Here is a 21,412-nt window from a genome sequence, read left to right as displayed (position 1 = left end):
GTGCGAAGCCGTACCCGCGTCGTCGCCGCAGCCGTCGCCCTGGTGCTCGGTGCTGTGGCTGCCGCCTACGTATGGCAACCCTGGCGCAGGGACGCCGCCGTACCGGGCCCGAAGGTGAACACCCAGACGATAGTGCGAGAGGCACTGACGTCGAACACGGTCCTGAATGCACAGCTCAGCTACGGCGACCCGGACACTCTCATCGGTGGCGGCGGTGGCATCCTCACGGTGCTGCCGCCCCCCGGGAGGGTGGTCAAGGTCGGTCAACGCGTCTACGAGACGGACGGGCGACCCGTCGTGCTCCTGAAAGGCGCCCGGCCATTCTGGCGCGAGCTCAGGACCGGAGTTACCCCGGGCGAGGACGTGCGCCAACTCGAACGGAATCTCGTCAAGCTGGGCTTCAGCGTGGGCCTCACCGTGGACGACACGTTCACCCAGTCCACTGCCCTGGCGATCAAACGCTGGCAGGACTCCCTCCGCATGAAACGCACCGGTGTGCTCGCCCCAGGCGATGCCGTCGTCACCCGGGCGAATGCGATCCGTGTCGAGACCGTTCACGTGAAGCTCGGGGCGTCCGCTAACGGCGACATCCTCGACTACACCGACACCACCGTCCACGCAGTCGCCAACCTCAGCACCGCGCAGGCCGGATCGTTGATGCCCGGGAAACCGGTGACCGTAGTCCTGCCCGATGGGTCGACCATCGGCGCTCAGATCACCCAGATCCAGAAGAACCGCGGGTCCGACAAGGACGGAAAACGATTGCCGGACCGTGCGGTCATCGAATTCGCCGACCAGTCCTCGGTCTCAAGGATCGGCCTCTCCGCAGTGCGGGTCACCATCCCCAGTGACACCGTCGATGGAGCCCTCGTCGTACCGGTCACCGCGCTCCTCGCCCTGGCCGACGGTGGGTACGGCGTCGAAGTGCTCCGGAGCGGAAAGCGGGTCCTCGTACCCGTGAAGGTGGGACTGGTCGCCGATTCCCGGCTACAGATCACCGGGGACATCAAGGAAGGGGAGGAGGTGGTGGCTCCATGACCGATTTCGTCCTCACCGTCGAGGAGGTGTCCAAGACATATCCGACAGACCCGCCGACGCACGCAATCAGCGCAGCCACCCTGACGGTGCGTGCCGGGGAGTTGGTCGCGATCGTGGGACCGTCCGGGTCGGGCAAGTCCACTCTGCTCTCGATCATGGGCACCCTTGAGGACCCCACCAGCGGAACGGTGCGTCTGCGGGACTACCCGGTCGCTCGACTCGGCGATGCGCAGCGTGCGGCACTGCGGGCACGACACATCGGTTTTGTCTTCCAACAGTTCCACCTCATCCCCACCCTCACGGCCGAGAAGAATGTCGCGACCGGGCTGCTCTACACCGGCGCCGGACACGCCGAACGCCTCCGTCAGGCCCGAGACGCTCTCGAAGCCGTCGGGCTGGCCCACCGAACCCGGTATCGGCCCGGACAGCTTTCCGGAGGTGAGAAACAGCGCGTCGCGATTGCCCGCGCACTCGTCAAGCGACCGAGCATCGTGTTCGCCGACGAACCCACCGGTGCCCTCGACACGGCCACCGGGGGGAACATCATCCGTCTCCTCAGTGAGATTGCCGGTTCCGGAACGGCGGTCATCGTCATCACCCATGACCACGCCATTGCCGACACAATGCCGCGCCGTGTCCGAATCCTCGACGGCCGCATCACCACCGACACCGGGGTGCCCACCGCATGAGCAACTCTGATCTTCATCCGATCCGGATTCGCATCCGCGACCTCCTCGACGACGCCACCGCCGGAACCTGGGCAAGGCCGCTGCGCACCGTCCTGTCGTCCATCGGGATTGCGATCGGCATCGCCGCACTCGTCGCCATCACCGGCGTCGCCGGCTCCAACAAGGCCCAGTATCTGAACGAACTCGATGGCATGGGCGCGAACCTGCTCACCGTCGAGCCCGGGAAGGACACGGACGACAAGACCGTACCGTTGCCCGCCACGGCGCTGGAGATGATCGAACGCATCGCCCCCGTCACGAATGCCGCTGCGGTATATGCCGTACCCGAGACGGTGCGCGCCTATCGCACCGATCGCGTCCCGATCAACCAGACCAGGGGGCTGCTCGTCCAGGCCGCAGGCCCCGGTCTCCCGGCAGCGATCGACGCCGACCTGGCCTGGGGGCAGTGGTTCAGCAACGCCAGCCGCACCCTCCCGGCCGTCGTGCTCGGATCGCAAGCCGCCACGACGCTGGGCATCGCCTACCCCGGACAGCGCATCTGGGTCGCCGACCAATGGCACTCTGTCATCGGTGTTCTGCGCCCGGTCGTCCTTGCAGACGGCATCGACCACGCTGTCTTCCTCGGCGATGACTGGACCGAAGACGCCATCTGGCCACAATTCACCGACACGACCGGCGCTACACCGGGCAGCATCGCGATGATCTACGTCAACACCCACCCCGGCACCGCCGCTCAGGTGCGTCCCGTGCTCGCCGGTACCGCCAATCCCGCCGCACCCCAGTACGTCGGAGTGTCCCAGCTCTCCGACTATGCCGACATGCGCGAACTTGCCGACACCAGCCTCAGCAACCTTGCCACGGCCCTTGCCGCAATCGCGCTCCTGATCGGTGGGGTCGGCATCGCCAACACCATGATCGTCGCCGTCATCGAACGTCGCGGTGAGATCGGACTCCGGCTCGCCCTCGGAGCGCGACGCACACATATCGCCGCTCAATTCATCTTCGAAGCGCTTACTCTCGCCGCCATCGGCGCGGCCATCGGCATCAGCACCGGCATCCTGGTCACCATCGGCTACGCCGCAGTCAACGCGCAAGCCGCAGCTCTTCCCATCGCCGCGATCGTCGCGGCACCCGCACTCGCTCTCACGGTCGGGATCATCGCCGGGGCCTACCCCGCCTGGCGGGCCACCCGGCTTGCACCCAACGAAGCACTCCGCACCGCCTGACGGGGCGTGAGCGGGCCAGTTCGGCCGCCCCCGGTGCGGGGACGGCCGTCGTGACGCCTCAGGTTCAGTCGTTGAGAACCTGGGAGAGCCGGTCGCGGAACCGCCGCTCGGAGTCGCTCACCTGGTCGCCGCCGAGGCCGAGGATGCCGCCGCTGGACGCCGCACCCACCACGTGCTCGGTGATCTTCATCAGCCAGTGCTTGTAGGCGCCGGCCTCGCCCTCGTCGACCTTGGTGGCCAGCAGTCGGGCCGCCGAGGCTGCCCGGTTCAGCACGTCCTCGATCATCGCCCGCGGGTCGGCCGGCACGATCACCGGCAGCTCCTCGCCGGCCTCCGGGTCGCCCACCCGGGACACGATCTCACCGGCCACGGCGGCGACCAGGGGACTGGCCGACTCCCGGCCGGTGGCGATGGTCTCCAGGCCCGCGGCGTTCTCGGCCATGGTGCGACGGGCGCTGTCGTGCTCGGCGACGCTCGCCGCGGCGAGGACCGCCTGCGGCAGGCCGGCCAGCAGCCCCCACTCCTCGTCGGAGAAACCGAACCCGGTGTACGCCGGCTGCTCGATCACGTCCACGCTCCTCTCATCCTGGTCTCACTCGGCTCGACTGCCACCGCGCCCCGGTCGCCGGGGCCCGGCTCAGGCTAGTCGAGGGTCAACAGCCCTTGTTCGGACACCACGCGCACCGACAGCGTCTTGTAGCCGACCTCTTCGAAGAGCACCGTCATCCGGTCGTCCTCGTAACTGAGCACCATGCCCGGCCCCCACTCCGGGTGCCGCACCTGGCTGTGCACCGGGAACGGCCCGCTGGCACCGTCGTCGGCGACGCTCGTGCCGGCCAGGCAGTTGTCGCAGTGCCCGCACACCTTCGTCATCTGCTCGCCGAAGTACGCCAGCAGCGTCTGCCCCCGGCAGCCGGTGGTCTCGGCGAAGGCCCGCATCATGTCGGTCCGGGACCGGGTCACGGTCTGCTGGCGTTCCGCCTCGGCCCGCGCGGCCTCGCCGGCCTCGGCCGGCGTGGGGGAGTACCGGGGCGCGCCGATCCGCTGCTTGGACCGCGGCTCGGCGGCGCCGATCTGCTCCAGCAGGGCGAGGTACTGCCCGAGCTTGCGCGGCCCCAGGCCGGTCAGCTCCCGCAGCTCCTTCTTCGTGGCCGGCTTCTTGCGCAGCAGGGCGGCCAGGTCGCGCAGCTCGGTGGCGTCCGGCAGGCCGCCGGAGAAGAAGCGTTGCAGGCCGACGTCCTCGGCCTGCCAGAGCAGCAGCACCCGGGCCGGCTCCCCATCACGTCCGGCCCGGCCGATCTCCTGGAAGTAGCTGTCCGGCGAGTCGGGCAGGGCCATGTGCACCACCCAGGCGATGTTGGGCTTGTCGATGCCCATGCCGAATGCGGAGGTGGCCACCATGATCGGCACCTGGTCGGCGAGGAACGCCGTGTGCAGCTCGCCGCGCGCCCCGGCGGGCATGCCGCCGTGGTAGTACTGCGACGGGTAGCCGGCATCCGTGAGTCGGCCGGCCAGCTCCTCGGCCGCGCGCCGGGTCGGCACGTAGATGATCCCGGGGCGCTGGTCCTCGTTCAGCAGCGCGATGAGCCGCCGCCACCGGTAGTCCTCGGTGGGGCAGTGCGCCACCTCGAGGAAGAGGTTCGGCCGGTCCAGCCCGGAGACCACCACCTCGGCGTCGCGCAGCCGCAGCCGGGCGATGATGTCGTCGCGGACCGGCGGCGAGGCGGTGGCGGTCAGCGCGACCACCGGCGGCCGGCCGATGCCGTCGATGAGGTGGCCCAGCGCCAGGTAGTCGGGCCGGAAGTCGTGCCCCCACGCCGAGATGCAGTGCGCCTCGTCGATCGCCACGAGCGCCGGCTTGAGTGACTTCACCTCCGCCATCCGGTCCGGGTTGGCGAGCTGCTCCGGGGTGATGAACAGGAACTCCGCCCGGCCCTCGCGGATCTCGGCGATCGCCTCCGCCTGCTGGGCAGCGGTCTCGTCGGAGCTGATCCGTACCGCCCGTAGCTCCGGGCGTCGGCGCTCGTTGAGTGCCGCGATCTGGTCCTGCTGGAGGGCGAGCAGCGGGGAGATCACCACGGTCGGGCCGGGGATCAGACTGGCCGGGATCTGGTAGATCGCCGACTTGCCGGCACCGGTGGGCAGCACCACCAGGGCGTCGCGTCGCTTCATCACCGCGCGCATGGCGGCGAGCTGGTTGGGCCGCAGGGCGGTCCAACCGAACAGGCTGCGCGCCGCGCGGCGCAGCGTCATCGAGTGCGTTGACAGTTTCATCGAGGGCCGGAGGTACCCGACGCGATCAGCGGCGAAACCCCACGGCATTAGGGTGTCGGCCCGTAGGGCTACGACCGGCGACCGCGGGGGTCAGCGCCGGCGGAACATCGCCCGGATGGCGGCGAGCAGGAGCAGGCCGCCGACGACCAGGCCGAGCAGCCGAACACCGGGTACGTCGGCCGCGCTGGTCGCGTCGGCGAGGGGCGGCAGTGGCATGTGGGAACTCTCCCACGTAGGGCGGCTCCGCGCCACGGATTAACAGTAAGGTTTATTGACTATTAGTGGTGCCCGGTGTGACCATGGCAAGCACCGCCGCAGCCCGCGGCCGGGTCCGAATCGGGAATGACGGGGGTACCGCAGCCGCATGAGCAGCACACCGACGGGAAAACTGGCGAGCCTGGCGGCCGCTGTCCTGCAACCGGGATTCGTCGGCACCACCCCACCGCCCTGGGTCTGCCGGTGGCTCGGCGAAGGGCTCGGCTCGGTGGTCCTCTTCGCCCGCAACATCGTCGACCTCGACCAGGTCGCCGCCCTCACCGCGGCTCTGCGCGCGGAGCGGCCCGACGTGGTGGTCGGCATCGACGAGGAGGCCGGCGACGTCACCCGGATCGAGTCCGGACGGGGCAGCTCCCGCCCCGGCAACTTCGCCCTCGGCGCGGTCGACGACCCGGAGCTGACCCACGAGGTTGCCCGCGACCTCGGCCGCGAGCTGGCGTCGGTCGGCGTCACCCTCAACTACGCCCCGGACGCCGACGTCAACTCCAACCCGGCCAACCCGGTCATCGGGGTCCGTGCCTTCGGGGCCGATCCGGCCCTGGTCGCCCGGCACACCTCCGCCTGGATCCGGGGGTTGCAGTCCAGCGGGGTGGCGGCCTGCGCCAAGCACTTCCCCGGCCACGGCGACACCCGCGTCGACTCGCACCACGACCTGCCCCGCATCGGCGGCACCCGGCAACAGCTCGAGGCCGCCGAGCTGGTCCCGTTCCGGGCCGCCGTGGCGGCCGGGGTGCGGGCGGTGATGACCGGCCACCTGCTCGTCCCGGCGCTGGACCCGGAACTGCCGGCCACGCTCAGCCCGCGCATCCTCGGCGGCCTGCTCCGCGACGAGCTCGGCTTCACCGGCGTGGTGGTCACCGACGCGGTGGAGATGCGCGCGGTCGCCGACCGGTACGGCTTCGCCGGGTCGGCCGTGCGCGCCCTTGCCGCCGGCGCGGACGCGATCTGCGTCGGCGGGGAGCGGGCCGACGAGGACTCCGTCCGCGAGCTGCGCGACGCCATCGTCGCCGCCGTCGTGGCCGGCGAGCTGCCCGAGGAGCGGCTGGCCGAGGCGGCCCAGCGGGTCGGCCAGCTGGCGAGCTGGACGACGACGGCCCAGGCCGCCGGTCCGGCCCGCTCCGACGTCGCGGTCGGCGGCTCCCTGGTCGGGCTGGCCGCGGCCCGCCGGGCGGTCCGGGTGACCGCGCGCACCGGCGCCGAGGCGGCGCTGCCCCTGGCCACCGCCCCGCACGTGGTCGAGTTCGAGCCGCCGCGCAACATCGCGATCGGCCAGGAGACCCCGTGGGGGGTCGCCGCCCCCCTCGCTGGCCTGCTCACCGGCACCACCTCGGTACGCCTCGGCGAGGCCGACCTGCCTGCCGACCCGACCGCCGGGGCGGCCGGCCGGCCGCTCGTGCTGGTCGTCCGCGACCTGCACCGGCACGACTGGATGCGCGCCGCCGTGGGGCGGGCCATCGCCGCCCGCCCCGACGCGGTGGTGGTCGAACTGGGCGTGCCCGTGCTGGTCGCCGGGGTGGTGCACGTGGCCACCCACGGCGCCACCCGGTCCGCCGCCCGCGCCGCCGCCGAGCTGCTCGCCGGCACCCTCGCCGCGCCGCTGGCCGGCCTTGGGAGGCCCGTCGCCGGCTGAGGCCCGTCGCCGGCTGAGGCCCGTCGCCGGCTGGCGCCCGTCGCCGGCTGGCGCCCGTCGCCCGGCGGCCCGTCACGCCGTGGGCGGGTCGGTCGGGCGCGCCAGCCGGTTCAGGCGGAGATGACCAGGTCCGCGTACTCCGGGTGGCGCTCGATGAACGCGGCCATGAACGGGCACCTGGGCGACACCCGGCCGCCACGCTCGCGGACCTGGTCCAGGGTGGCCCGCATCAGCGCGGATCCGACCCCCATGTTCTGGAACCCGGGGTCGACCTCGGTGTGGGTGAAGACCAGCACCTCGCCCCGGGGCAGGTATGCGGTGAACCCGGCCAGCGCGTCGTCGACCAGGATCTCGAAGCGGCGGCGGGCGGGGTTGTCCTCGACCAGGATGCTCACCCGGTCATTCTGCCCCGGGCCCCGGCCAGCTGGTCCAGTTCGGCCAGCAACCGGTCCACCCCGTCGGTCGGAAACCGGGGTGCGAAGACGTTGAGCAGGGCGATTGCGTGCCGGACGGGCGTTCGCGCGGATCTCGTACCCTTGATCGGGTGACGAACCGACCCGGTACCCCCCCGTCCACCCCCGCCCGCCGGGCCGTCGGCCTGCTGGCCGGCCTGGCGCTCGGCGTCGCCCTGCTCGCCGGCTGCAGCAGCGAGGGCGCCTCCACCGACTGCGGCCTGGACGCCTGCACGGTCACCTTCGACCGTGGCGTCGAGGCCAGTGCCACCATCCTCGGCGTCGAGGCCAAACTGGTCGGCGCCCAGGGCGACCAGGTGACCGTCGAGGTCGCCGGCGAACAGTTGTCGCTGACCGTCGGCCAGCAGGCCACCGAGGTCGGCGGCTTCGCCGTCACCCTGGACAGCGTCACCGACCAGGAGGTCAAGATCCGCGTCTCGCGTAATCCCGGCAGCTAGTACGCCGCGGCGGCGGTGGCCGACGTTTGGGGATCTCCGCAATCGGAGATTGTGGCGCCATGTCACTCACCCGGAACGCCGAAGCCACCGCCTCGCAGGCCGCGAACAGCCGGTGGCTCGAACTACTCGCCCGGGCCGGTTTCATCGGCTACGGCGTCGTGCACCTGCTGATCGCCTGGCTCGCCCTGCAGATTGCCTTCGGCAGCTCCGGCGGCAAGAGCGGCGACCAGTCCGGTGCGCTGAGCACCCTGGCCGAGAAGCCGATGGGTAAGTTCCTCTGCGTCGCCATCGCCGTCGGCATGCTCGCCATGGCGATCTGGCAGGCGCTGGAGGCGGCCGTCGGCCACCAGGCCGAGCGGGACAAGGAGCGGCTCTTCGAGCGCGTCGCCTCCGTCGCCCGCACCCTGGTCTACCTCTACTTCGCCTGGACCGCCTGGAAGGTCTTCTCCAACGCCGGCGCCAGCAACGCCGACCAGTCGGAGGCCTTGACCGGCAAGCTGATGACCTCCTCCGGCGGACGCTGGCTGGTCGGACTGGCCGGCCTGGTGCTCGCCGCCATCGGCATCGGCCTGGTGATCTACGGGTGGAAGAAGAAGTTCGAGAAGCGCCTGAAGACCGGGGAGATGAACGCCCACACCCGGACCCTGGCCCGCCGGCTCGGCATGGCCGGCTACATCGCCAAGGGCGTCGCGTACGGCATCGCCGGCCTGCTGGTCGTGCTGGCCGCCGTCAACTACGACCCGGAGAAGGCCCGCGGCCTCGACGCCGCGCTGCGCACGCTGCGCGACCAGTCCTACGGCCCGGTGCTGCTGGTCCTGGTCGCCCTCGGCATCGCCTGCTACGGCGTCTACTGCTTCCTCCAGTCCCGGTACCGCAAGGTCTGACCTGGTCGGATCGGGAAACAGCGGGCACCATTGGGCCTTTGCCCGGTTCCAGGTTGCCCGATGGGGGGAGACAGATACCTGTGCAGAGTTACCTCACGACGGTCGTCGCCGCGCTCGCCGCGGCGGCGATCGCCCTTTTCCTGGTCGAGGTGGTGCACCGCGCGACCCGGCGACTCGGCCGGCGCTCGCTGCTGATGACCGAGCTGACCGACCACACGCACCGCTCGTTCCAGGTCGCCGCGACCGTCGTCGCCGTGCAGTTCGCCGTCCGGTTCTCCACCGGCTACGCCGTCGGCACGCAGTGGCGGCAGGTGCTGCTGCACATGCTGGTGCTCGCCGTCATCGCCGCCGCGGCCTGGCTGGTCGCCTCGCTGCTGGTGGCGGTCGAGGACGTGGCGCTGGCCCGGTTCCGGGTCGACGTGCCGAACAACCGGCACGCCCGCCGGGTGCGTACCCAGGTGGTGATGCTGCGCCGGCTGACCATCGCGGTGATCGTGATCCTGACCGTCGGCGTGATGCTGATGACCTTCCCCAGCGTCCGGGGCATCGGGGCCGGCGTGCTGACCTCCGCCGGCGTGGTCGGCGTGGTCGCCGCGTTGGCCGCGCAGAGCCTGCTCGGCAACGTCTTCGCCGGGCTCCAGCTCGCCTTCAGCGACGCGGTACGCCTGGACGACGTGGTGGTGGTCGAGGGGGAGTGGGGCCGGATCGAGGAGCTGACCCTCAGTTACGTGGTCGTGCAGATCTGGGACGACCGCCGGCTGATCCTGCCCACCTCGTACTTCACCAGCAGGCCCTTCCAGAACTGGACCCGGACCGAGGCGGCGGTGCTGGGCACCGCCGAGTTCGACGTCGACTGGTCGGTCAACGTGCAGGCGATGCGCGAGGAGCTGCGCCGGCTGGCGGAGAGCAGCGACCTGTGGGACGGCCGGGTGTGCGTACTCCAGGTGACCGACGCCACCGGCGGCCTGGTCAAGGTCCGCGCCCTGGTCAGCGCGGCGGACGCCGGCAGTCTGTGGGACCTGCGCTGCCTGGTGCGCGAGCACCTGGTCGGCTGGGTCCGCGATCACCGCCCGACCGCCCTGCCCCGGATGCGCGCCGAGGTCGGCGACTCCTCCGGCGTCCTGCCCTGGCAGTCGGCGCAGCCCCGGCGCCCGGTCCGCCGGCCGGCCGACACCGACGTCCCCGACGACGCCCGGGTCTTCGGCGGCAGCGACGACGGCACGGCCCGCAGCGAAGCCTTCATCGGCCCCGACGACGCACTCACCCCGACCCACACCCGATGAATGCGGCGATCAAGAGGTCTGCGTCGGGATCTGCGGTCCGGCGACGCAGACCTCTTGATCACCGTGGGCCGGCGGGGTGGGGGCTGGGTTTGGGGCGGCGGGTTTTGGGGACTGGTGCGCCGGGTGGTCGGTGTTACTGGCTGCACCGCGCAGGATTGACGGGCGGCGGCTCCGGGCATACAGCGCGGTGATGATGAAAGGAGGACAGCATGGCTGACGTCGCGAATCACCGCACGTCTCGGACCGGGAGCGAGCCGTCCACCGCGGAACTGGTGCAGCGGGCCACGGAGCAGGTTTCGCGCCTCGTCCGGGACGAGCTCGCGCTGGCCCGGGCGGAACTGACGCAGAAGGGCAAGCACGCCGGCATCGGGATCGGCCTGTTCGGTGGTGGCGGGGCCCTGGCGCTCTATGGGCTCGGCGCACTGGTCGCCGCCGTGATCCTGCTACTGGCGCTGGTCATGCCCGCGTGGCTGGGCGCGCTGATCGTGGCGGTGGCGCTCTTCCTGCTGGCCGGGATCCTCGCACTGGTCGGCAAGAAGCAGGTCAGCCAGGCGGTTCCGCCGGTTCCGGCGGCGACGGTACGCAGCCTCCGGGCGGACGTGGACACCGTGACCGCCGCGGTCCGGGACAGGGGACGGGCATGACGGGCAACGGGGCCGGCGACACCGAGGGGCTCCGCGAGGAGATCCGGCGGACCAGGGTGGAGTTGGGCGAGACGATGGAGGCGCTGGCCGCCAAGGCCGACGTCAAGGCCCGCCTGAGGTCCTCCGCCGAGCAGGCGAAGGACCGGATGCGGGAGCAGGCCGCGCAGACGGTGGCCCGGGTGCGGGAGCAGGCGGCGCAGGGGGCGGGAGTGGCCCGGGAGGGGGCGTCCACCGCCGGCGCGGGGCTGCGCGGCCCGGTGCCGTGGGCGGCCGTCGCCGCCGGCGCGGTGGCTACGATGATCGTGTTGTTGATCGTTCGGGGGAGGAACAGGTGAGCAGGGGCATCGGCAAGGCCGCGTACAAGCCGGTCGGGGTGCTGCTCGGCGTGGCCGCCGGCACGGTCGCGGGCGCGATCTTCCGGCAGGTCTGGAAGGCGACCGCGGGCGACGGCGAGGCCCCGAGCGCCACCGACGAGGACCGTGGCTGGGGCGAGATCCTGGCCGCCGCCGCCCTCCAGGGCGCGATCTTCGCGGTGGTCCGGGCCGCCGTGGACCGGGGCGGGGCGGCAGGCGTGCGCCGGCTCACCGGCCGCTGGCCCGATTGACCCGCCAGCACCATGCGAAAGGGCCCTTTCCGGTACGTGGGAAAGGGCCCTTTCGCTCGGGGCGCGACCCGTCCGGGCCGGAATTCGAGCGTCCTTCGGGTCACCTTTCCGAGGATCTCTTCGGGTACGCTGTGCGAAGTTTTCGCTACGTGGTTCGCTGGCCCACGCTGTTGCGAGAAGGCGTGGGTTGAGAGAAGTCTCCTGCACAGGGGGCCGCCTCAGGCGCCGCTGCTCGAAAACGGCCAATCGGCCGCACGGCGTGCTCGGCCGCCAGTTTTAGAAGGAGATTCACATGGCGCAGGGAACCGTGAAGTGGTTCAACGCAGACAAGGGCTTCGGCTTCATCACCGTCGACGGCGGGGGTGCTGACGTGTTCGTCCACTTCTCGGCGATCCAGTCCAGCGGCTACCGTTCGCTGGAGGAGAACCAGCGGGTGGAGTTCGAGATCGCCCAGGGTCAGAAGGGCCCGCAGGCTGAGCAGGTCCGCCCGATCTGAGCAGCCGTGGCCGGCGTGCCGGTCGAGGCCGGGTGATCCGCCCGGATCACAGTGAAACCCCGCGTCCTGTCCGGGATGCGGGGTTTTCCGTTGCCCCGGGACCCGTGCCTCGGCGGGGGAGCGGTCAGGGCCGGCGGCGGCTGCGCAGGCCGCGCCAGGTCGTCACGAGTCCGAGCAGGACCAGCAGCGGGCCGAGCAGCGCCCAGATCCGCTGGTCGGTCATGACGCTGCCGCCGACGTAGCCGAGGCCCTGCACCGTCCAGACGGCGCCCACGACCATGGCGAGCAGGCCGAGGGTGAGCGGAAGCCACCCCTTCATCGCGTTCCTCCTTCGCCGGACGGCCGGGCCCGTCCAGCATGCGGGTCGTCGCCGAGGTGGGCGAGCACCGTCGGCCCCGTGCTGCATGCCCCGAGCCTAGTGATCGGCTTGCCCGGTCGTGCGGCGGGCCGTACCGTTCAACAAGACGAACGTACGGTTTGGGAGGCTGCGATGTGGGACCCGGCGGCGTACCTGCGCTACGACGACGAGCGGGGGCGGCCCTTCCACGACCTGGTCGCCCGGGTCCCGGCCGGGCGGCCCAGGGCCGTCGTCGACCTCGGCTGCGGTCCCGGCACGCTCACCGCCACCCTGGCCGCCCGCTGGCCGGGTGCCCGGATCACCGGCCTCGACTCGTCGGCGGAGATGATCGACCGGGCCGCAGCCCTGGGCGCACCGGTCGACTTCGCGGTCGGCGACGTGCGCGACTGGCACCCCGCCCCCGACGTCGACGTGGTGGTCAGCAACGCTTTGCTCCAGTGGGTGCCCGGGCACCGGGAACTGCTGACCCGCTGGGCCGGCGAGCTGCCCGCCGGGGCCTGGCTCGCCGTGCAGGTGCCGGGAAACTTCGAGGCCCCGTCGCACCGGGCGCTGCGGGAGGTGGCCGGGGCGGGGCCGTGGGCCACCGAGCTGACCCCGCTGCTGCGCGAGGCCCCGGTCGACGAGCCGATCGGCTACACCAGGCTGCTGACCGACGCCGGCTGTGCGGTCGACGCCTGGGAGACCACGTACGTGCATCAGCTCCCGGCCCCGGCGCACGCCGAGCACCCGGTGCTGACCTGGATGGAAGGCACCGCGCTGCGCCCGGTCCGGGCGGCGCTCGACGACGCGGGGTGGGCCGACTTCCGCGCCGAGTTGCGGGCGCGCCTCGCGGCGGCCTACCCGGCCCGGCGGAATCTGGTGTACTTCCCCTTCCGCCGGCTCTTCGTCGTCGCCCGGACCGACGCCAGCGCAAGGGAGAAATCGTGATCGATCTGTCCACCTTCATCGCCGGACTGCCCAAGGTGGAGCTGCACGTGCACCACGTCGGCTCGGCGTCGCCGCGGATCGTGGCCGAGCTGGCCGCCCGGCACGCCGGACGCAGCCCGGTGCCGGCGGACCCGGACGCCCTCGCCGACTACTTCGCCTTCCGGGACTTCGCCCACTTCATCGAGGTCTACCTCAGCGTCGTGGACCTGATCCGTGATCCCGAGGACGTCTGGATCCTCACCCACGAGGTCGCCCGCGAGCTGGCCCGCCAGCAGGTCCGGTACGCCGAGCTGACCGTCACCCCGTACTCGCACGTGCGCCGGGGCATCCCCGCGCCCGCGTTCTGCGAGGCGATCGAGGACGCCCGCAAACGGGCCGAGGCCGACTTCGGCATCGCGCTGCGCTGGTGCTTCGACATCCCGGGCGAGGCGGGGCTACCGGCCGCCGAGGAGACCCTGCGGATCTGCCTGGAGGAACGCCCCGACGGGCTGATCAGCTTCGGCCTGGGTGGCCCCGAGATCGGGGTGCCCCGACCGCAGTTCAAGCCGTACTTCGACCAGGCCCGGGCGGCCGGGCTGCACTCGGTGCCGCATGCCGGGGAGACCACCGGCCCGCAGACCGTCTGGGACGCGCTGCGCGACCTCGGCGCGGAGCGGATCGGCCACGGTATCTCCGCCGCCGAGGACCCGGAGCTGCTCGCCCACCTCGCGGAGCGGCGGATCGCCCTGGAGGTCTGCCCGACCTCCAACCTGCGCACCCGGGCGGTCGCCTCCCTCGACGAGCACCCGCTGCCCCGACTCGTCGAGGCGGGTGTGCTGGTCACCATCAACTCCGACGACCCGCCGATGTTCGGCACCACCCTCGACAACGAGTACGCGGTGGCCGCCCGGCTGCTCGGGGTCGGCCCCGAGGGAGTAGCCGCGCTGGCCGCCGACGCGGTGAACGCCGCGTTCCTCGAGCCGGGGGAGAAGTCACGGCTCACCGCCGAGATCGACGGCTACCTGGCCGCGGCGACCCGCTGACCCGCCGGCGCCACCGCCTGGCGGTCGGCGCCCGGGTCGCGGGGCCGGCGCGCGCGGCGGGAGCCGGTTGTGGGGGGACCGTACTCCCGCCGCGTGCACGGACTCCACCGGCCAGTTGGGTGGATCCGGGGCGGCCGGTGGAACTGGTGGGTTCGCCCCCAGATCCTGTCAGGTCGCGCCCGGCCCGCCGGTGCCGTTAATCCGAATCTAAGAAAGACTTGTGTCTGCCCACAGGCTGCGGGGTGGTCAGTCGTCCGTGGGGCGTTGCCGGGGCCAGCGGCGGCCACCGCTCTTCTGCTCCCGCGCCTCCCGGGCCATCCGGCCGACCAGGCCGAAGCGGCTGACCTGCCGCGGGGTGGCCTCCGGGTCGGCCAGCAGCATCACCACGCTGGCCCCGCCGAGCCGGGCCCGGTCGATGCTCACCGACCCGTTGGCCTGCAAGGCCACCCGCTTGGCGATGTCCAGGCCGAGCCCCGTGGAGCCCTGGTCGCTGGTTCCCCGCCGCAGCGCCCGGTCCGGGTCGGTGATGCCCGGGCCGGCGTCGTCGATGCGGATCGCCACGTATCCGTCCCGGCGGGAGACCGCGAGCTCGAACGCGGTGCCCTGCGGGGTGTAGCGGAACACGTTGCCGATCACCGCGTCGAGGGCGGCGGCCAGCTCGGCCCGGGGCACGGGCGCCGGGATGCGCAGCTGCGCCCCGCTGACCCGGTGCGGCCGGTTCTGGTCCCCCGCGAGGGCCGACCAGAACACCATCCGGTCCCGGACCAGCTCGCTGACGTCACACATCGCCGGGCCGGCGTCGTGGGCGACCGTCTTGCGGGTCGTCTTGATCAGCACGTCGATCTCGCCCTCAAGGGTCACGATGGCCTGCCGGATCCGCCGGATGGTGCGCCGCCGGTCCAGCTCCGCCTCCGTGAACGAGCCCACGCTGGTGTCGTCGGAGTCCAGCCCCTCGGCGTCCAGCCGCAGCACCGTCAGCGGCGTGCGCAGCCGGTGCGACAGGTCCGCCACCAGTTCCCGCTCGTCGGTGCGCGCCGCCGCCATCCGGTCCGCCATCCGGTTGAACGCGTAGCCGGCCTCGGCCAGCTCGCGCGGGCCGCTCGGCTCGACGTGTACCCCGAGGTCGCCGTCGCCCACCGCGAGAGCGGCCTTCACCAGCCCCCGGGTCGAGTCGACCGCGCGGGCGGCCACCCGGTCCACCACCAGCACGGCGGCCCCGACCAGGGCCACCGCCACCGTGGCCAGCAGCAGCCAGCGGCCCCCGGAGCCCTCATCGAGCGCGGAGTCCGGCACGAACACCTCGACCACGACCACCGTGTCGCCGAGCACCACCGGATCCAGCCGGAGCGCCCCGCCGGGCACGTCGACGATCACCGAGCGTCGGTCCGCGGTGGCCCTGGCCAGCGCCGCCGCGTCGGCCCGGCCGGCCGGCGCGGCGCCGTCCAGCCCGTGCACCACCGGTCGGGTCGCCGGGTCCGCGCCGCTGGCCTCCACCGCGCGCCGCACCGCCGCCGGCTCGGTGCTGACCGCGAGCGCGCCGGTCACCAGCGCGCCGCGCCGGGCGGCGTCGGCGAGGGCCTCCTGACGGGTCTGCTCGCCCAGGCTGATGCCGAGGGGGACCAGGAACGCCACCGCGACGAGCGCGCACATGCCGGCCGTGAGCCAGGCCAGCGCGACCCTCAGTCCGGGGCCACCAACCGGAAGCCGACCCCCCGCACGGTGCGCAGGTAGCGCGGCTTCGCCGCGGACTCGCCCATTTTGCGACGCAGCCAGTACAGGTGAACGTCGATGGTCTGGTCCTCGCCGACCGATGGCTGGTGCCATACCTCCTCCAAGAGTTCCCGGCGGGAAACCACCCGCCCCGGTCGGGCGGCGAGGTACGCCAGCAGGTCGAATTCCTTGCGGGTCAGCGCGAGCGCCATCCCGTCGAGCTGGGCGCTGCGCTCGCCGACGTCCACCCGCAGGCCACCGACGGTGTGCACGGCCGGCTGCACCGTCCGGCTGGCCCGACCGGCCCGGCGCAGCACCGTGGTGATCCGGGCGTCCAGGTGTGCGCCGGTGAACGGCTTGACCATGTAGTCGTCGGCGCCCGCCCGCAGCAGGCGCACCACCGACTGTTCGTCGTCGCGGGCGGTGGCGATGATGATCGGCACGTCGGTGATGCCGCGCAGCATCCGCAGCGCGTCCGAGCCGTCCAGGTCCGGCAGGCCGAGGTCGAGCACCACCAGGTCGGGGGTCTCCGCGGCCACCCGGCGCAGCGCGTCCAGCGCCGTGCCGACGGCATGTACGGCGTGCCCCCGGTCGGCGAGGGACCGCAGCATCGCGCCGCGTACGACGTGGTCGTCTTCGACCAGGAGCACCGTGGCCACGTCAGCACCGTACTCGGCAGGGCAAGCTGGCGCGTTGCGGCGCACCCGCGAAGCGGGCAAGCTGGTACGACCATGTCCTTCACGCTCTTCCCGGACACCCGACTGGCGCTCGCCCGGGACAGCCTCGCCGGGCTCTCCGTCGGCGACGCCCTCGGCTCCCAGTTCTTCGTGCCGGGGTACCGGCCCGGGGACCTCGCCGCCGGCCGGCTCCCCGCGCCGCCCTGGCAGTGGACCGACGACACCGAGATGGCGTGCTCCGTGCTGGCCGAGCTGGCCGGCGCAGGGGAGGTCGACCGGGACCGGTTGGCGCTGGCGTTCGCGCACCGGTGCGAGCCGTACCGCGGCTACGGCCCCGGGGCGGTGACCATCCTGCGCCTGATCCGCACCGGCACGCCGTGGCCCGTCGCCGCGGCCTCCGCGTTCGACGGGCAGGGCTCGTGCGGCAACGGCGCGGCGATGCGGGTCGGGCCGCTCGGGGCGTGGTTCGCCGACTCGCCCCGGCGGGCCGCGGCCCAGGCCCGGGCGTCCGCCGAGGTCACCCACGCCCACCCGGAGGGGATCGCCGGCGCGGTGGCGGTGGCGGTGGCCGCTGCCCTGGCCGCCCGGGCCCGCCTCGACGGGGACCGCCCGCCGCCGTCGCGGCTGCTCGCCGCGGTGGCCGCCGCCCTCGACCCGGGCGGCCAGGTGCACCAGGGGGTACGCCGGGCCGCCGCCCTGCTGGACCGCCCGGTGGCCGTCGCCGCCGACGCGCTCGGCAACGGCTCCCGGGTGACGGCGCAGGACACCGTTCCGTTCACGCTCTGGGTCGCCGCCACGCGCCTCGACGACTACCCGGCCGCGGTCCGGGCGTGCGTCGAGGCGGGCGGGGACGTGGACACCACGGCGGCGATCGTCGGCGCGGTGGTGGCCGCCCACACCGGCGTCGGCTCGCCGGGCGGGGTGCCCGCCGACTGGCTCGCCGCCCGCGAGCCGCTGCCCGACTGGGCGGGCTGACCACCCCGCCCGGCCCGGTCGCGGGCCGCCACGCCTCGTGTCCGGGCCGCCGCGGTGGCCGCCTGGGCCCCTACCGGCCCCGCCGTCGGCCCCGGGCGGAAGGCGTCGGGACGGAGCGCCGCCTTCACCGAATGCGACAAGAAGGGGCCCCTTGCTGCCCGCTAGCATCAGCGGGGGCGGTCGCTCGGCCGCGTTCGTCGTCAGCTGAAGGAGTCACCGTGTCCGCACCCCGTACCCCCGTCGTGGCCGACCCCGTCGTCGTCGCCGCCGGGACGACGGCGGCCGACGCGGTGGCCGCGGCCGGCCTGCCGGTCAGCGGCCCCAAGGCGGTCGTCGTGGTCCGCGACCCGCAGGGCCAGCTCCGCGACCTGGACTGGGCGCCGGCCGAGGACGTCACCGTCGAGCCGGTCGGCCTCGACACCCCGGACGGGCTGAACGTGCTGCGCCACTCGACCGCGCACGTGCTCGCCCAGGCCGTGCAGGACGTGTTCCCGGAGGCGAAGCTCGGCATCGGCCCGCCGATCGAGAACGGCTTCTACTACGACTTCGCCGTGGACAAGCCGTTCCAGCCCGACGACCTGGCCAAGCTCGAGAAGCGGATGCAGGAGATCGTCAAGTCCGGTCAGCGGTTCCGGAGGCGGCGGTTCGACAGCCTGGACGAGGCGAAGGCCGAACTGGCCGCCGAGCCGTTCAAGCTGGAGCTGATCGACGTCAAGGGCGAGGGGCTGGACTCGTCCGAGGTGATGGAGGTGGGCGGCGGCGAGCTGACCATCTACGACAACCTCGCGGCCAAGGAGGACAAGGTCTGCTGGTCGGACCTGTGCCGGGGCCCGCACCTGCCGAGCACCCGGCTGATCGGGGCGTTCAAGCTGATGCGCTCGGCCGCCGCGTACTGGCGGGGGAGCGAGAAGAACCCGCAGCTCCAGCGGGTGTACGGCACCGCGTGGCCGACCCGGGACGAGCTCAAGGCGTACCTGAAGCTGCTGGAGGAGGCCGCCCGGCGCGACCACCGCAAGCTCGGTTCGGACCTGGACCTGTTCAGCTTCCCCGACGAGGTCGGCTCCGGCCTGCCGGTCTTCCACCCCAAGGGCGGCATCATCCGCCGGGAGCTGGAGAACTACTCGCGCCAGCGGCACGAGGCCGCCGGGTACGAGTTCGTCAACACTCCGCACATCACCAAGGCGCAGCTCTTCGAGACCTCCGGCCACCTGCCCTACTACGCGGACACCATGTTCCCGCCGATCCAGTTCGAGGGCGTGGACTACTACCTCAAGGCGATGAACTGCCCGATGCACAACCTGATCTTCAGGTCGCGTGGGCGGTCCTACCGGGAGCTGCCGCTGCGGCTGTTCGAGTTCGGCACGGTGTACCGGTACGAGAAGTCCGGCGTGGTGCACGGCCTGACCCGGGTGCGCGGGCTGACCCAGGACGACTCGCACATCTACTGCACCCGGGAGCAGATGCCCGGCGAGCTGTCGACCCTGCTCACCTTCGTGCTGGACCTGCTGCGCGACTACGGCCTGGACGACTTCTACCTGGAGCTGTCCACCCGGGACGACTCGCCGAAGTTCATCGGCGACGACGCCGACTGGGCGGAGGCGACGGAGGCGCTGCGCACCGCCGCCGAGGCGTCCGGGCTGGACCTGGTGCCCGACCCGGGCGGCGCGGCCTTCTACGGCCCGAAGATCTCGGTGCAGGCCCGGGACGCGATCGGCCGGACCTGGCAGATGTCGACGATCCAGGTCGACTTCAACCAGCCGGCCCGGTTCGGGCTGGAGTACCAGGCCGCCGACGGCACCCGCAAGCAGCCGGTGATGATCCACCGGGCGTTGTTCGGCTCGATCGAGCGGTTCTTCGGGGTGCTCACCGAGCACTACGCGGGGGCGTTCCCGGCCTGGCTGGCCCCGGTGCAGGTGGTGGGCATCCCGATCCGTGAGGACCACACCGACTACCTGCACGGGTTCGTCGCGGCGCTGCGCGCCGAGGGCGTCCGGGCCCAGGTGGACGCGGGCGACGACCGGATGCAGAAGAAGATCCGCACCGCCCAGCAGCAGAAGATCCCGTTCATGGTGATCGCCGGCGACGACGACGTGGCTGCCGGGACCGTGTCGTTCCGGTACCGGGACGGCTCGCAGCGCAACGGGGTGCCGATCGCCGACGCGGTGACCCACGTGCTCGACGTGGTCACCTCCCGCAGCAACACCGGTCCCTCCGCAGCCGAGGGCTGACCGGCCCGGCGCACGGCACGGCGGGACGTCCCTGAGCCGGGACGTCCCGCCGTGCCGTCTACGTGCGGGTGATCAGGTTCAGATGCCGCAGCTCGACGCCGACCAGCCCCCGACGGCCCCGACGTGCGTGTGGGTGCTGTGGCCCGGGTAGCCGGGGCCGAGGATGTTCCCGAAACCGTGGTAGCGGGCCTGCTGGGCCATCCGGCAGAACGACGGGGAACCGACCAGGTCCACCCCGTCGCCGTACATGTGCCGGCTGTTGGACGCCCCGCCGACCGCGTTGTTGCAGGCGACGCTGCGGAAGCCGCTGCTGATTTGGATGGACACGTCCCCGAGGGCGTGCCGCATGGCCTGGAGCTTCCACATCGAGACGAGCGCGTTGAACTTGGCGGTGCTCGCCGCGACCGCCCCGCCGGCCCAGGTGCTGTTGCACCGGTTCAGCTCGGCGTAGGTGAAGTTGATCGGCGTGCAGTCGTCGTCCTGGAGCGCGTACAGCTTGGCGAAGGTCTGCGGGCCGGCGGCGCCGTCGGCCGACAGGCCGTACGCCTGCTGGAAGCGGATCAGCGCCGCGCGTGTCGCCGGGCCGAACACGCCGTCGAGGCCGATCGACGAGTTGTAGCCGGGGTAGCCGGCGATCCGGATCTGGAGTTGGCGGACGTCCTCGCCGGTCGAGCCCTGGACGAGCGTCCGGCCCCAGTTGTAGCAGCCGTCGGCCTGCGCGGCACCGGTGGTCACGGTCAGGCCCACCAGGGTGGTGGCGGCGGCGAGCGCGCAGGCGGCAAGGACTCTGCCGATCCGGCGGAATGCGGTCTTCACAGGGTGACTCCCATCGACGAATATCAGTTTCGATTGGAATGGAAGTTTCATTCACCGTCATCTCTGCGTCAAGAACCTTCACACCCCTATTCGTCCCGGTGAGGCCCCATCGCACCCCCAGGCAGCCCCGAGCGGATCCCCCACTCCGGCACTGGGGCGGCGCCGGGCGGGAACGTAGGATCGGTGGCGTGACAGGGGAGGAACGGCACAGGGACAGCGGCATGGCCGACGGGTTGGAGCGACTCTGGACTCCGCACCGGATGGCCTACGTCTCCGGTGGAGACCGGCCCGAGGGTGGGTACGAGAAGCCCGCCGGCTGCCCGTTCTGCCGCGCGCCGGGGCTGCCGCCGGAGGAGAGCCTGGTGGTGGCCCGGGGCGAGCACGTGTTCGCGGTGCTCAACCTCTACCCCTACAACCCGGGGCACCTGCTGGTCTGCCCCTACCGGCACGTGGCCGACTACACCGAGCTGGCCCTGCCGGAGACCGCCGAGCTGGCGGCGTTCACCCAGACCGCGATGCGGGTGGTGCGCGCGGTCAGCAACGCGCACGGGTTCAACCTGGGCATGAACCAGGGCGGGGTGGCCGGTGCCGGGATCGCCGCGCACCTGCACCAGCACGTGGTGCCCCGCTGGGGCGGCGACGCCAACTTCATGCCGGTGATCGGGCGGACCAAGGTCCTGCCGCAGTTGCTCACCGACACCCGCGAGCTGTTCACCCGCGCCTGGCCGAGCTGACCCTACGTAGT

General features: G+C 72.4%; 24 protein-coding genes. 16 read left to right on the top strand and 8 right to left on the bottom strand.

Annotated features, from left to right (window positions below):
- Positions 1-114: 114 nt before the first annotated feature.
- From ACH4T9_RS25850 to ACH4T9_RS25840, 3 genes are read left to right on the top strand one after another with little or no spacing between them, the layout of a single operon-like run.
- Positions 115-1,038, top strand: coding sequence for a peptidoglycan-binding protein (locus ACH4T9_RS25850; protein WP_396673933.1), 924 nt, complete (start codon positions 115-117; stop codon positions 1,036-1,038).
- On the top strand, positions 1,035-1,727 hold the full coding sequence (locus ACH4T9_RS25845; protein WP_396673932.1) for an ABC transporter ATP-binding protein: 693 nt from the start codon (positions 1,035-1,037) through the stop codon (positions 1,725-1,727). Before ACH4T9_RS25850 ends, ACH4T9_RS25845 begins: the two co-directional genes overlap by 4 nt.
- Positions 1,724-2,953 carry an ABC transporter permease gene (locus ACH4T9_RS25840; protein WP_396673931.1) on the top strand — a complete coding sequence of 410 codons (1,230 nt, stop codon included), beginning with the start codon at positions 1,724-1,726 and terminating at the stop codon, positions 2,951-2,953. The genes ACH4T9_RS25845 and ACH4T9_RS25840 overlap by 4 nt, the downstream gene beginning before the upstream one ends.
- Before the next feature lie 64 nt (positions 2,954-3,017).
- Here ACH4T9_RS25840 and ACH4T9_RS25835 read toward each other — a convergent pair whose 3' ends face one another.
- The 3 genes from ACH4T9_RS25835 to ACH4T9_RS25825 form a co-directional block, all read right to left on the bottom strand.
- Complete coding sequence (locus tag ACH4T9_RS25835) at positions 3,018-3,521, bottom strand: hypothetical protein (protein ID WP_396673930.1); 504 nt, start codon at positions 3,519-3,521, stop codon at positions 3,018-3,020.
- A 74-nt stretch (positions 3,522-3,595) separates the two neighbouring features.
- On the bottom strand, positions 3,596-5,227 hold the full coding sequence (locus tag ACH4T9_RS25830) for a RecQ family ATP-dependent DNA helicase (protein ID WP_396673929.1): 1,632 nt from the start codon (positions 5,225-5,227) through the stop codon (positions 3,596-3,598).
- Between the two features lie 90 nt (positions 5,228-5,317).
- Positions 5,318-5,443 (bottom strand): hypothetical protein, encoded by a 126-nt coding sequence (locus ACH4T9_RS25825; protein WP_256371533.1) that lies wholly within the window; start codon positions 5,441-5,443, stop codon positions 5,318-5,320.
- Positions 5,444-5,591: 148 nt separating this feature from the next.
- Between ACH4T9_RS25825 and ACH4T9_RS25820 the strand changes: the two genes are divergently transcribed.
- Positions 5,592-7,133: a glycoside hydrolase family 3 protein gene (locus ACH4T9_RS25820; protein WP_396673928.1), complete on the top strand. Its 1,542-nt coding sequence runs from the start codon at positions 5,592-5,594 to the stop codon at positions 7,131-7,133.
- Between the two features lie 110 nt (positions 7,134-7,243).
- Here ACH4T9_RS25820 and ACH4T9_RS25815 read toward each other — a convergent pair whose 3' ends face one another.
- Positions 7,244-7,528: a GNAT family N-acetyltransferase gene (locus ACH4T9_RS25815; protein ID WP_396673927.1), complete on the bottom strand. Its 285-nt coding sequence runs from the start codon at positions 7,526-7,528 to the stop codon at positions 7,244-7,246.
- Positions 7,529-7,677: 149 nt separating this feature from the next.
- On the opposite strand from ACH4T9_RS25815, the gene ACH4T9_RS25810 reads away from it, so the two are divergent.
- From ACH4T9_RS25810 to ACH4T9_RS25780, 7 genes are all read left to right on the top strand, one after another.
- Complete coding sequence (locus ACH4T9_RS25810) at positions 7,678-8,043, top strand: hypothetical protein (protein ID WP_350882315.1); 366 nt, start codon at positions 7,678-7,680, stop codon at positions 8,041-8,043.
- A gap of 59 nt (positions 8,044-8,102) precedes the next feature.
- Positions 8,103-8,927 carry a DUF1206 domain-containing protein gene (locus tag ACH4T9_RS25805; protein WP_396673926.1) on the top strand — a complete coding sequence of 275 codons (825 nt, stop codon included), beginning with the start codon at positions 8,103-8,105 and terminating at the stop codon, positions 8,925-8,927.
- Between the two features lie 80 nt (positions 8,928-9,007).
- Complete coding sequence (locus ACH4T9_RS25800) at positions 9,008-10,210, top strand: mechanosensitive ion channel family protein (protein WP_396673925.1); 1,203 nt, start codon at positions 9,008-9,010, stop codon at positions 10,208-10,210.
- A gap of 209 nt (positions 10,211-10,419) precedes the next feature.
- Positions 10,420-10,854 (top strand): phage holin family protein, encoded by a 435-nt coding sequence (locus ACH4T9_RS25795; RefSeq protein ID WP_396673924.1) that lies wholly within the window; start codon positions 10,420-10,422, stop codon positions 10,852-10,854.
- Positions 10,851-11,189, top strand: coding sequence for a DUF3618 domain-containing protein (locus ACH4T9_RS25790; RefSeq protein ID WP_396673923.1), 339 nt, complete (start codon positions 10,851-10,853; stop codon positions 11,187-11,189). Before ACH4T9_RS25795 ends, ACH4T9_RS25790 begins: the two co-directional genes overlap by 4 nt.
- Complete coding sequence (locus ACH4T9_RS25785; RefSeq protein WP_161691336.1) at positions 11,186-11,458, top strand: DUF4235 domain-containing protein; 273 nt, start codon at positions 11,186-11,188, stop codon at positions 11,456-11,458. The genes ACH4T9_RS25790 and ACH4T9_RS25785 overlap by 4 nt, the downstream gene beginning before the upstream one ends.
- A 292-nt stretch (positions 11,459-11,750) precedes the next feature.
- Entirely contained in the window at positions 11,751-11,954 is a 204-nt protein-coding gene (locus ACH4T9_RS25780; RefSeq protein ID WP_088962828.1) for a cold-shock protein, read from the top strand.
- Positions 11,955-12,078: 124 nt separating this feature from the next.
- Here the strand turns inward: ACH4T9_RS25780 and ACH4T9_RS25775 are convergent, their stop codons facing one another.
- Complete coding sequence (locus tag ACH4T9_RS25775; RefSeq protein WP_396673922.1) at positions 12,079-12,273, bottom strand: hypothetical protein; 195 nt, start codon at positions 12,271-12,273, stop codon at positions 12,079-12,081.
- Positions 12,274-12,444: 171 nt separating this feature from the next.
- On the opposite strand from ACH4T9_RS25775, the gene ACH4T9_RS25770 reads away from it, so the two are divergent.
- Both ACH4T9_RS25770 and ACH4T9_RS25765 read left to right on the top strand, forming a co-directional pair.
- Positions 12,445-13,239, top strand: a complete 795-nt coding sequence (locus ACH4T9_RS25770) for a trans-aconitate 2-methyltransferase (protein WP_396673921.1) — start codon at positions 12,445-12,447, stop codon at positions 13,237-13,239.
- Positions 13,236-14,261, top strand: coding sequence for an adenosine deaminase (locus tag ACH4T9_RS25765; RefSeq protein ID WP_396673920.1), 1,026 nt, complete (start codon positions 13,236-13,238; stop codon positions 14,259-14,261). The genes ACH4T9_RS25770 and ACH4T9_RS25765 overlap by 4 nt, the downstream gene beginning before the upstream one ends.
- Before the next feature lie 246 nt (positions 14,262-14,507).
- Here ACH4T9_RS25765 and ACH4T9_RS25760 read toward each other — a convergent pair whose 3' ends face one another.
- Together ACH4T9_RS25760 and ACH4T9_RS25755 are read right to left on the bottom strand one after the other, a co-directional pair.
- Complete coding sequence (locus tag ACH4T9_RS25760) at positions 14,508-15,911, bottom strand: ATP-binding protein (RefSeq protein WP_396673919.1); 1,404 nt, start codon at positions 15,909-15,911, stop codon at positions 14,508-14,510.
- A gap of 29 nt (positions 15,912-15,940) precedes the next feature.
- Positions 15,941-16,630 (bottom strand): response regulator transcription factor, encoded by a 690-nt coding sequence (locus ACH4T9_RS25755; protein ID WP_396673918.1) that lies wholly within the window; start codon positions 16,628-16,630, stop codon positions 15,941-15,943.
- Positions 16,631-16,702: 72 nt separating this feature from the next.
- On the opposite strand from ACH4T9_RS25755, the gene ACH4T9_RS25750 reads away from it, so the two are divergent.
- Both ACH4T9_RS25750 and thrS read left to right on the top strand, forming a co-directional pair.
- The gene (locus ACH4T9_RS25750) at positions 16,703-17,623 is read left to right on the top strand and encodes an ADP-ribosylglycohydrolase family protein (RefSeq protein WP_396673917.1); all 921 of its coding nucleotides are present in this window, start codon (positions 16,703-16,705) and stop codon (positions 17,621-17,623) included.
- Between the two features lie 218 nt (positions 17,624-17,841).
- Complete coding sequence (gene thrS / locus ACH4T9_RS25745) at positions 17,842-19,851, top strand: threonine--tRNA ligase (RefSeq protein WP_396673916.1); 2,010 nt, start codon at positions 17,842-17,844, stop codon at positions 19,849-19,851.
- 78 nt (positions 19,852-19,929) lie between these two features.
- On the opposite strand, the gene ACH4T9_RS25740 is transcribed toward thrS, so the two are convergent.
- Positions 19,930-20,667 carry a D-Ala-D-Ala carboxypeptidase family metallohydrolase gene (locus ACH4T9_RS25740; RefSeq protein WP_396673915.1) on the bottom strand — a complete coding sequence of 246 codons (738 nt, stop codon included), beginning with the start codon at positions 20,665-20,667 and terminating at the stop codon, positions 19,930-19,932.
- Between the two features lie 221 nt (positions 20,668-20,888).
- Here ACH4T9_RS25740 and ACH4T9_RS25735 point away from each other — a divergent pair, with 221 nt between their 5' ends.
- The gene (locus ACH4T9_RS25735) at positions 20,889-21,401 is read left to right on the top strand and encodes an HIT family protein (protein WP_396674066.1); all 513 of its coding nucleotides are present in this window, start codon (positions 20,889-20,891) and stop codon (positions 21,399-21,401) included.
- Positions 21,402-21,412: the final 11 nt, after the last annotated feature.

It is taken from the genome of Micromonospora sp. NPDC020750 (assembly GCF_044334565.1).
Classification (GTDB): Bacteria; Actinomycetota; Actinomycetes; order Mycobacteriales; family Micromonosporaceae; genus Micromonospora.
The sequence above is the reverse complement of the archived record's forward strand: the minus strand, read 5'-3'. Positions and strand labels throughout refer to the sequence as shown.

Coding starts and splice junctions, on each gene's coding strand:
- ACH4T9_RS25845 (WP_396673932.1), top strand. CDS start 1,035: ATGACCGATTTCGTCCTCACCGTCGAGGAGGTGTCCAAGACATATCCG.
- ACH4T9_RS25750 (WP_396673917.1), top strand. CDS start 16,703: ATGTCCTTCACGCTCTTCCCGGACACCCGACTGGCGCTCGCCCGGGAC.
- ACH4T9_RS25780 (WP_088962828.1), top strand. CDS start 11,751: ATGGCGCAGGGAACCGTGAAGTGGTTCAACGCAGACAAGGGCTTCGGC.
- ACH4T9_RS25840 (WP_396673931.1), top strand. CDS start 1,724: ATGAGCAACTCTGATCTTCATCCGATCCGGATTCGCATCCGCGACCTC.
- ACH4T9_RS25770 (WP_396673921.1), top strand. CDS start 12,445: ATGTGGGACCCGGCGGCGTACCTGCGCTACGACGACGAGCGGGGGCGG.
- ACH4T9_RS25760 (WP_396673919.1), bottom strand. CDS start 15,911: ATGTGCGCGCTCGTCGCGGTGGCGTTCCTGGTCCCCCTCGGCATCAGC.
- ACH4T9_RS25735 (WP_396674066.1), top strand. CDS start 20,889: ATGGCCGACGGGTTGGAGCGACTCTGGACTCCGCACCGGATGGCCTAC.
- ACH4T9_RS25790 (WP_396673923.1), top strand. CDS start 10,851: ATGACGGGCAACGGGGCCGGCGACACCGAGGGGCTCCGCGAGGAGATC.
- ACH4T9_RS25830 (WP_396673929.1), bottom strand. CDS start 5,227: ATGAAACTGTCAACGCACTCGATGACGCTGCGCCGCGCGGCGCGCAGC.
- ACH4T9_RS25805 (WP_396673926.1), top strand. CDS start 8,103: ATGTCACTCACCCGGAACGCCGAAGCCACCGCCTCGCAGGCCGCGAAC.
- ACH4T9_RS25795 (WP_396673924.1), top strand. CDS start 10,420: ATGGCTGACGTCGCGAATCACCGCACGTCTCGGACCGGGAGCGAGCCG.
- ACH4T9_RS25825 (WP_256371533.1), bottom strand. CDS start 5,443: ATGCCACTGCCGCCCCTCGCCGACGCGACCAGCGCGGCCGACGTACCC.
- ACH4T9_RS25775 (WP_396673922.1), bottom strand. CDS start 12,273: ATGAAGGGGTGGCTTCCGCTCACCCTCGGCCTGCTCGCCATGGTCGTG.
- ACH4T9_RS25820 (WP_396673928.1), top strand. CDS start 5,592: ATGAGCAGCACACCGACGGGAAAACTGGCGAGCCTGGCGGCCGCTGTC.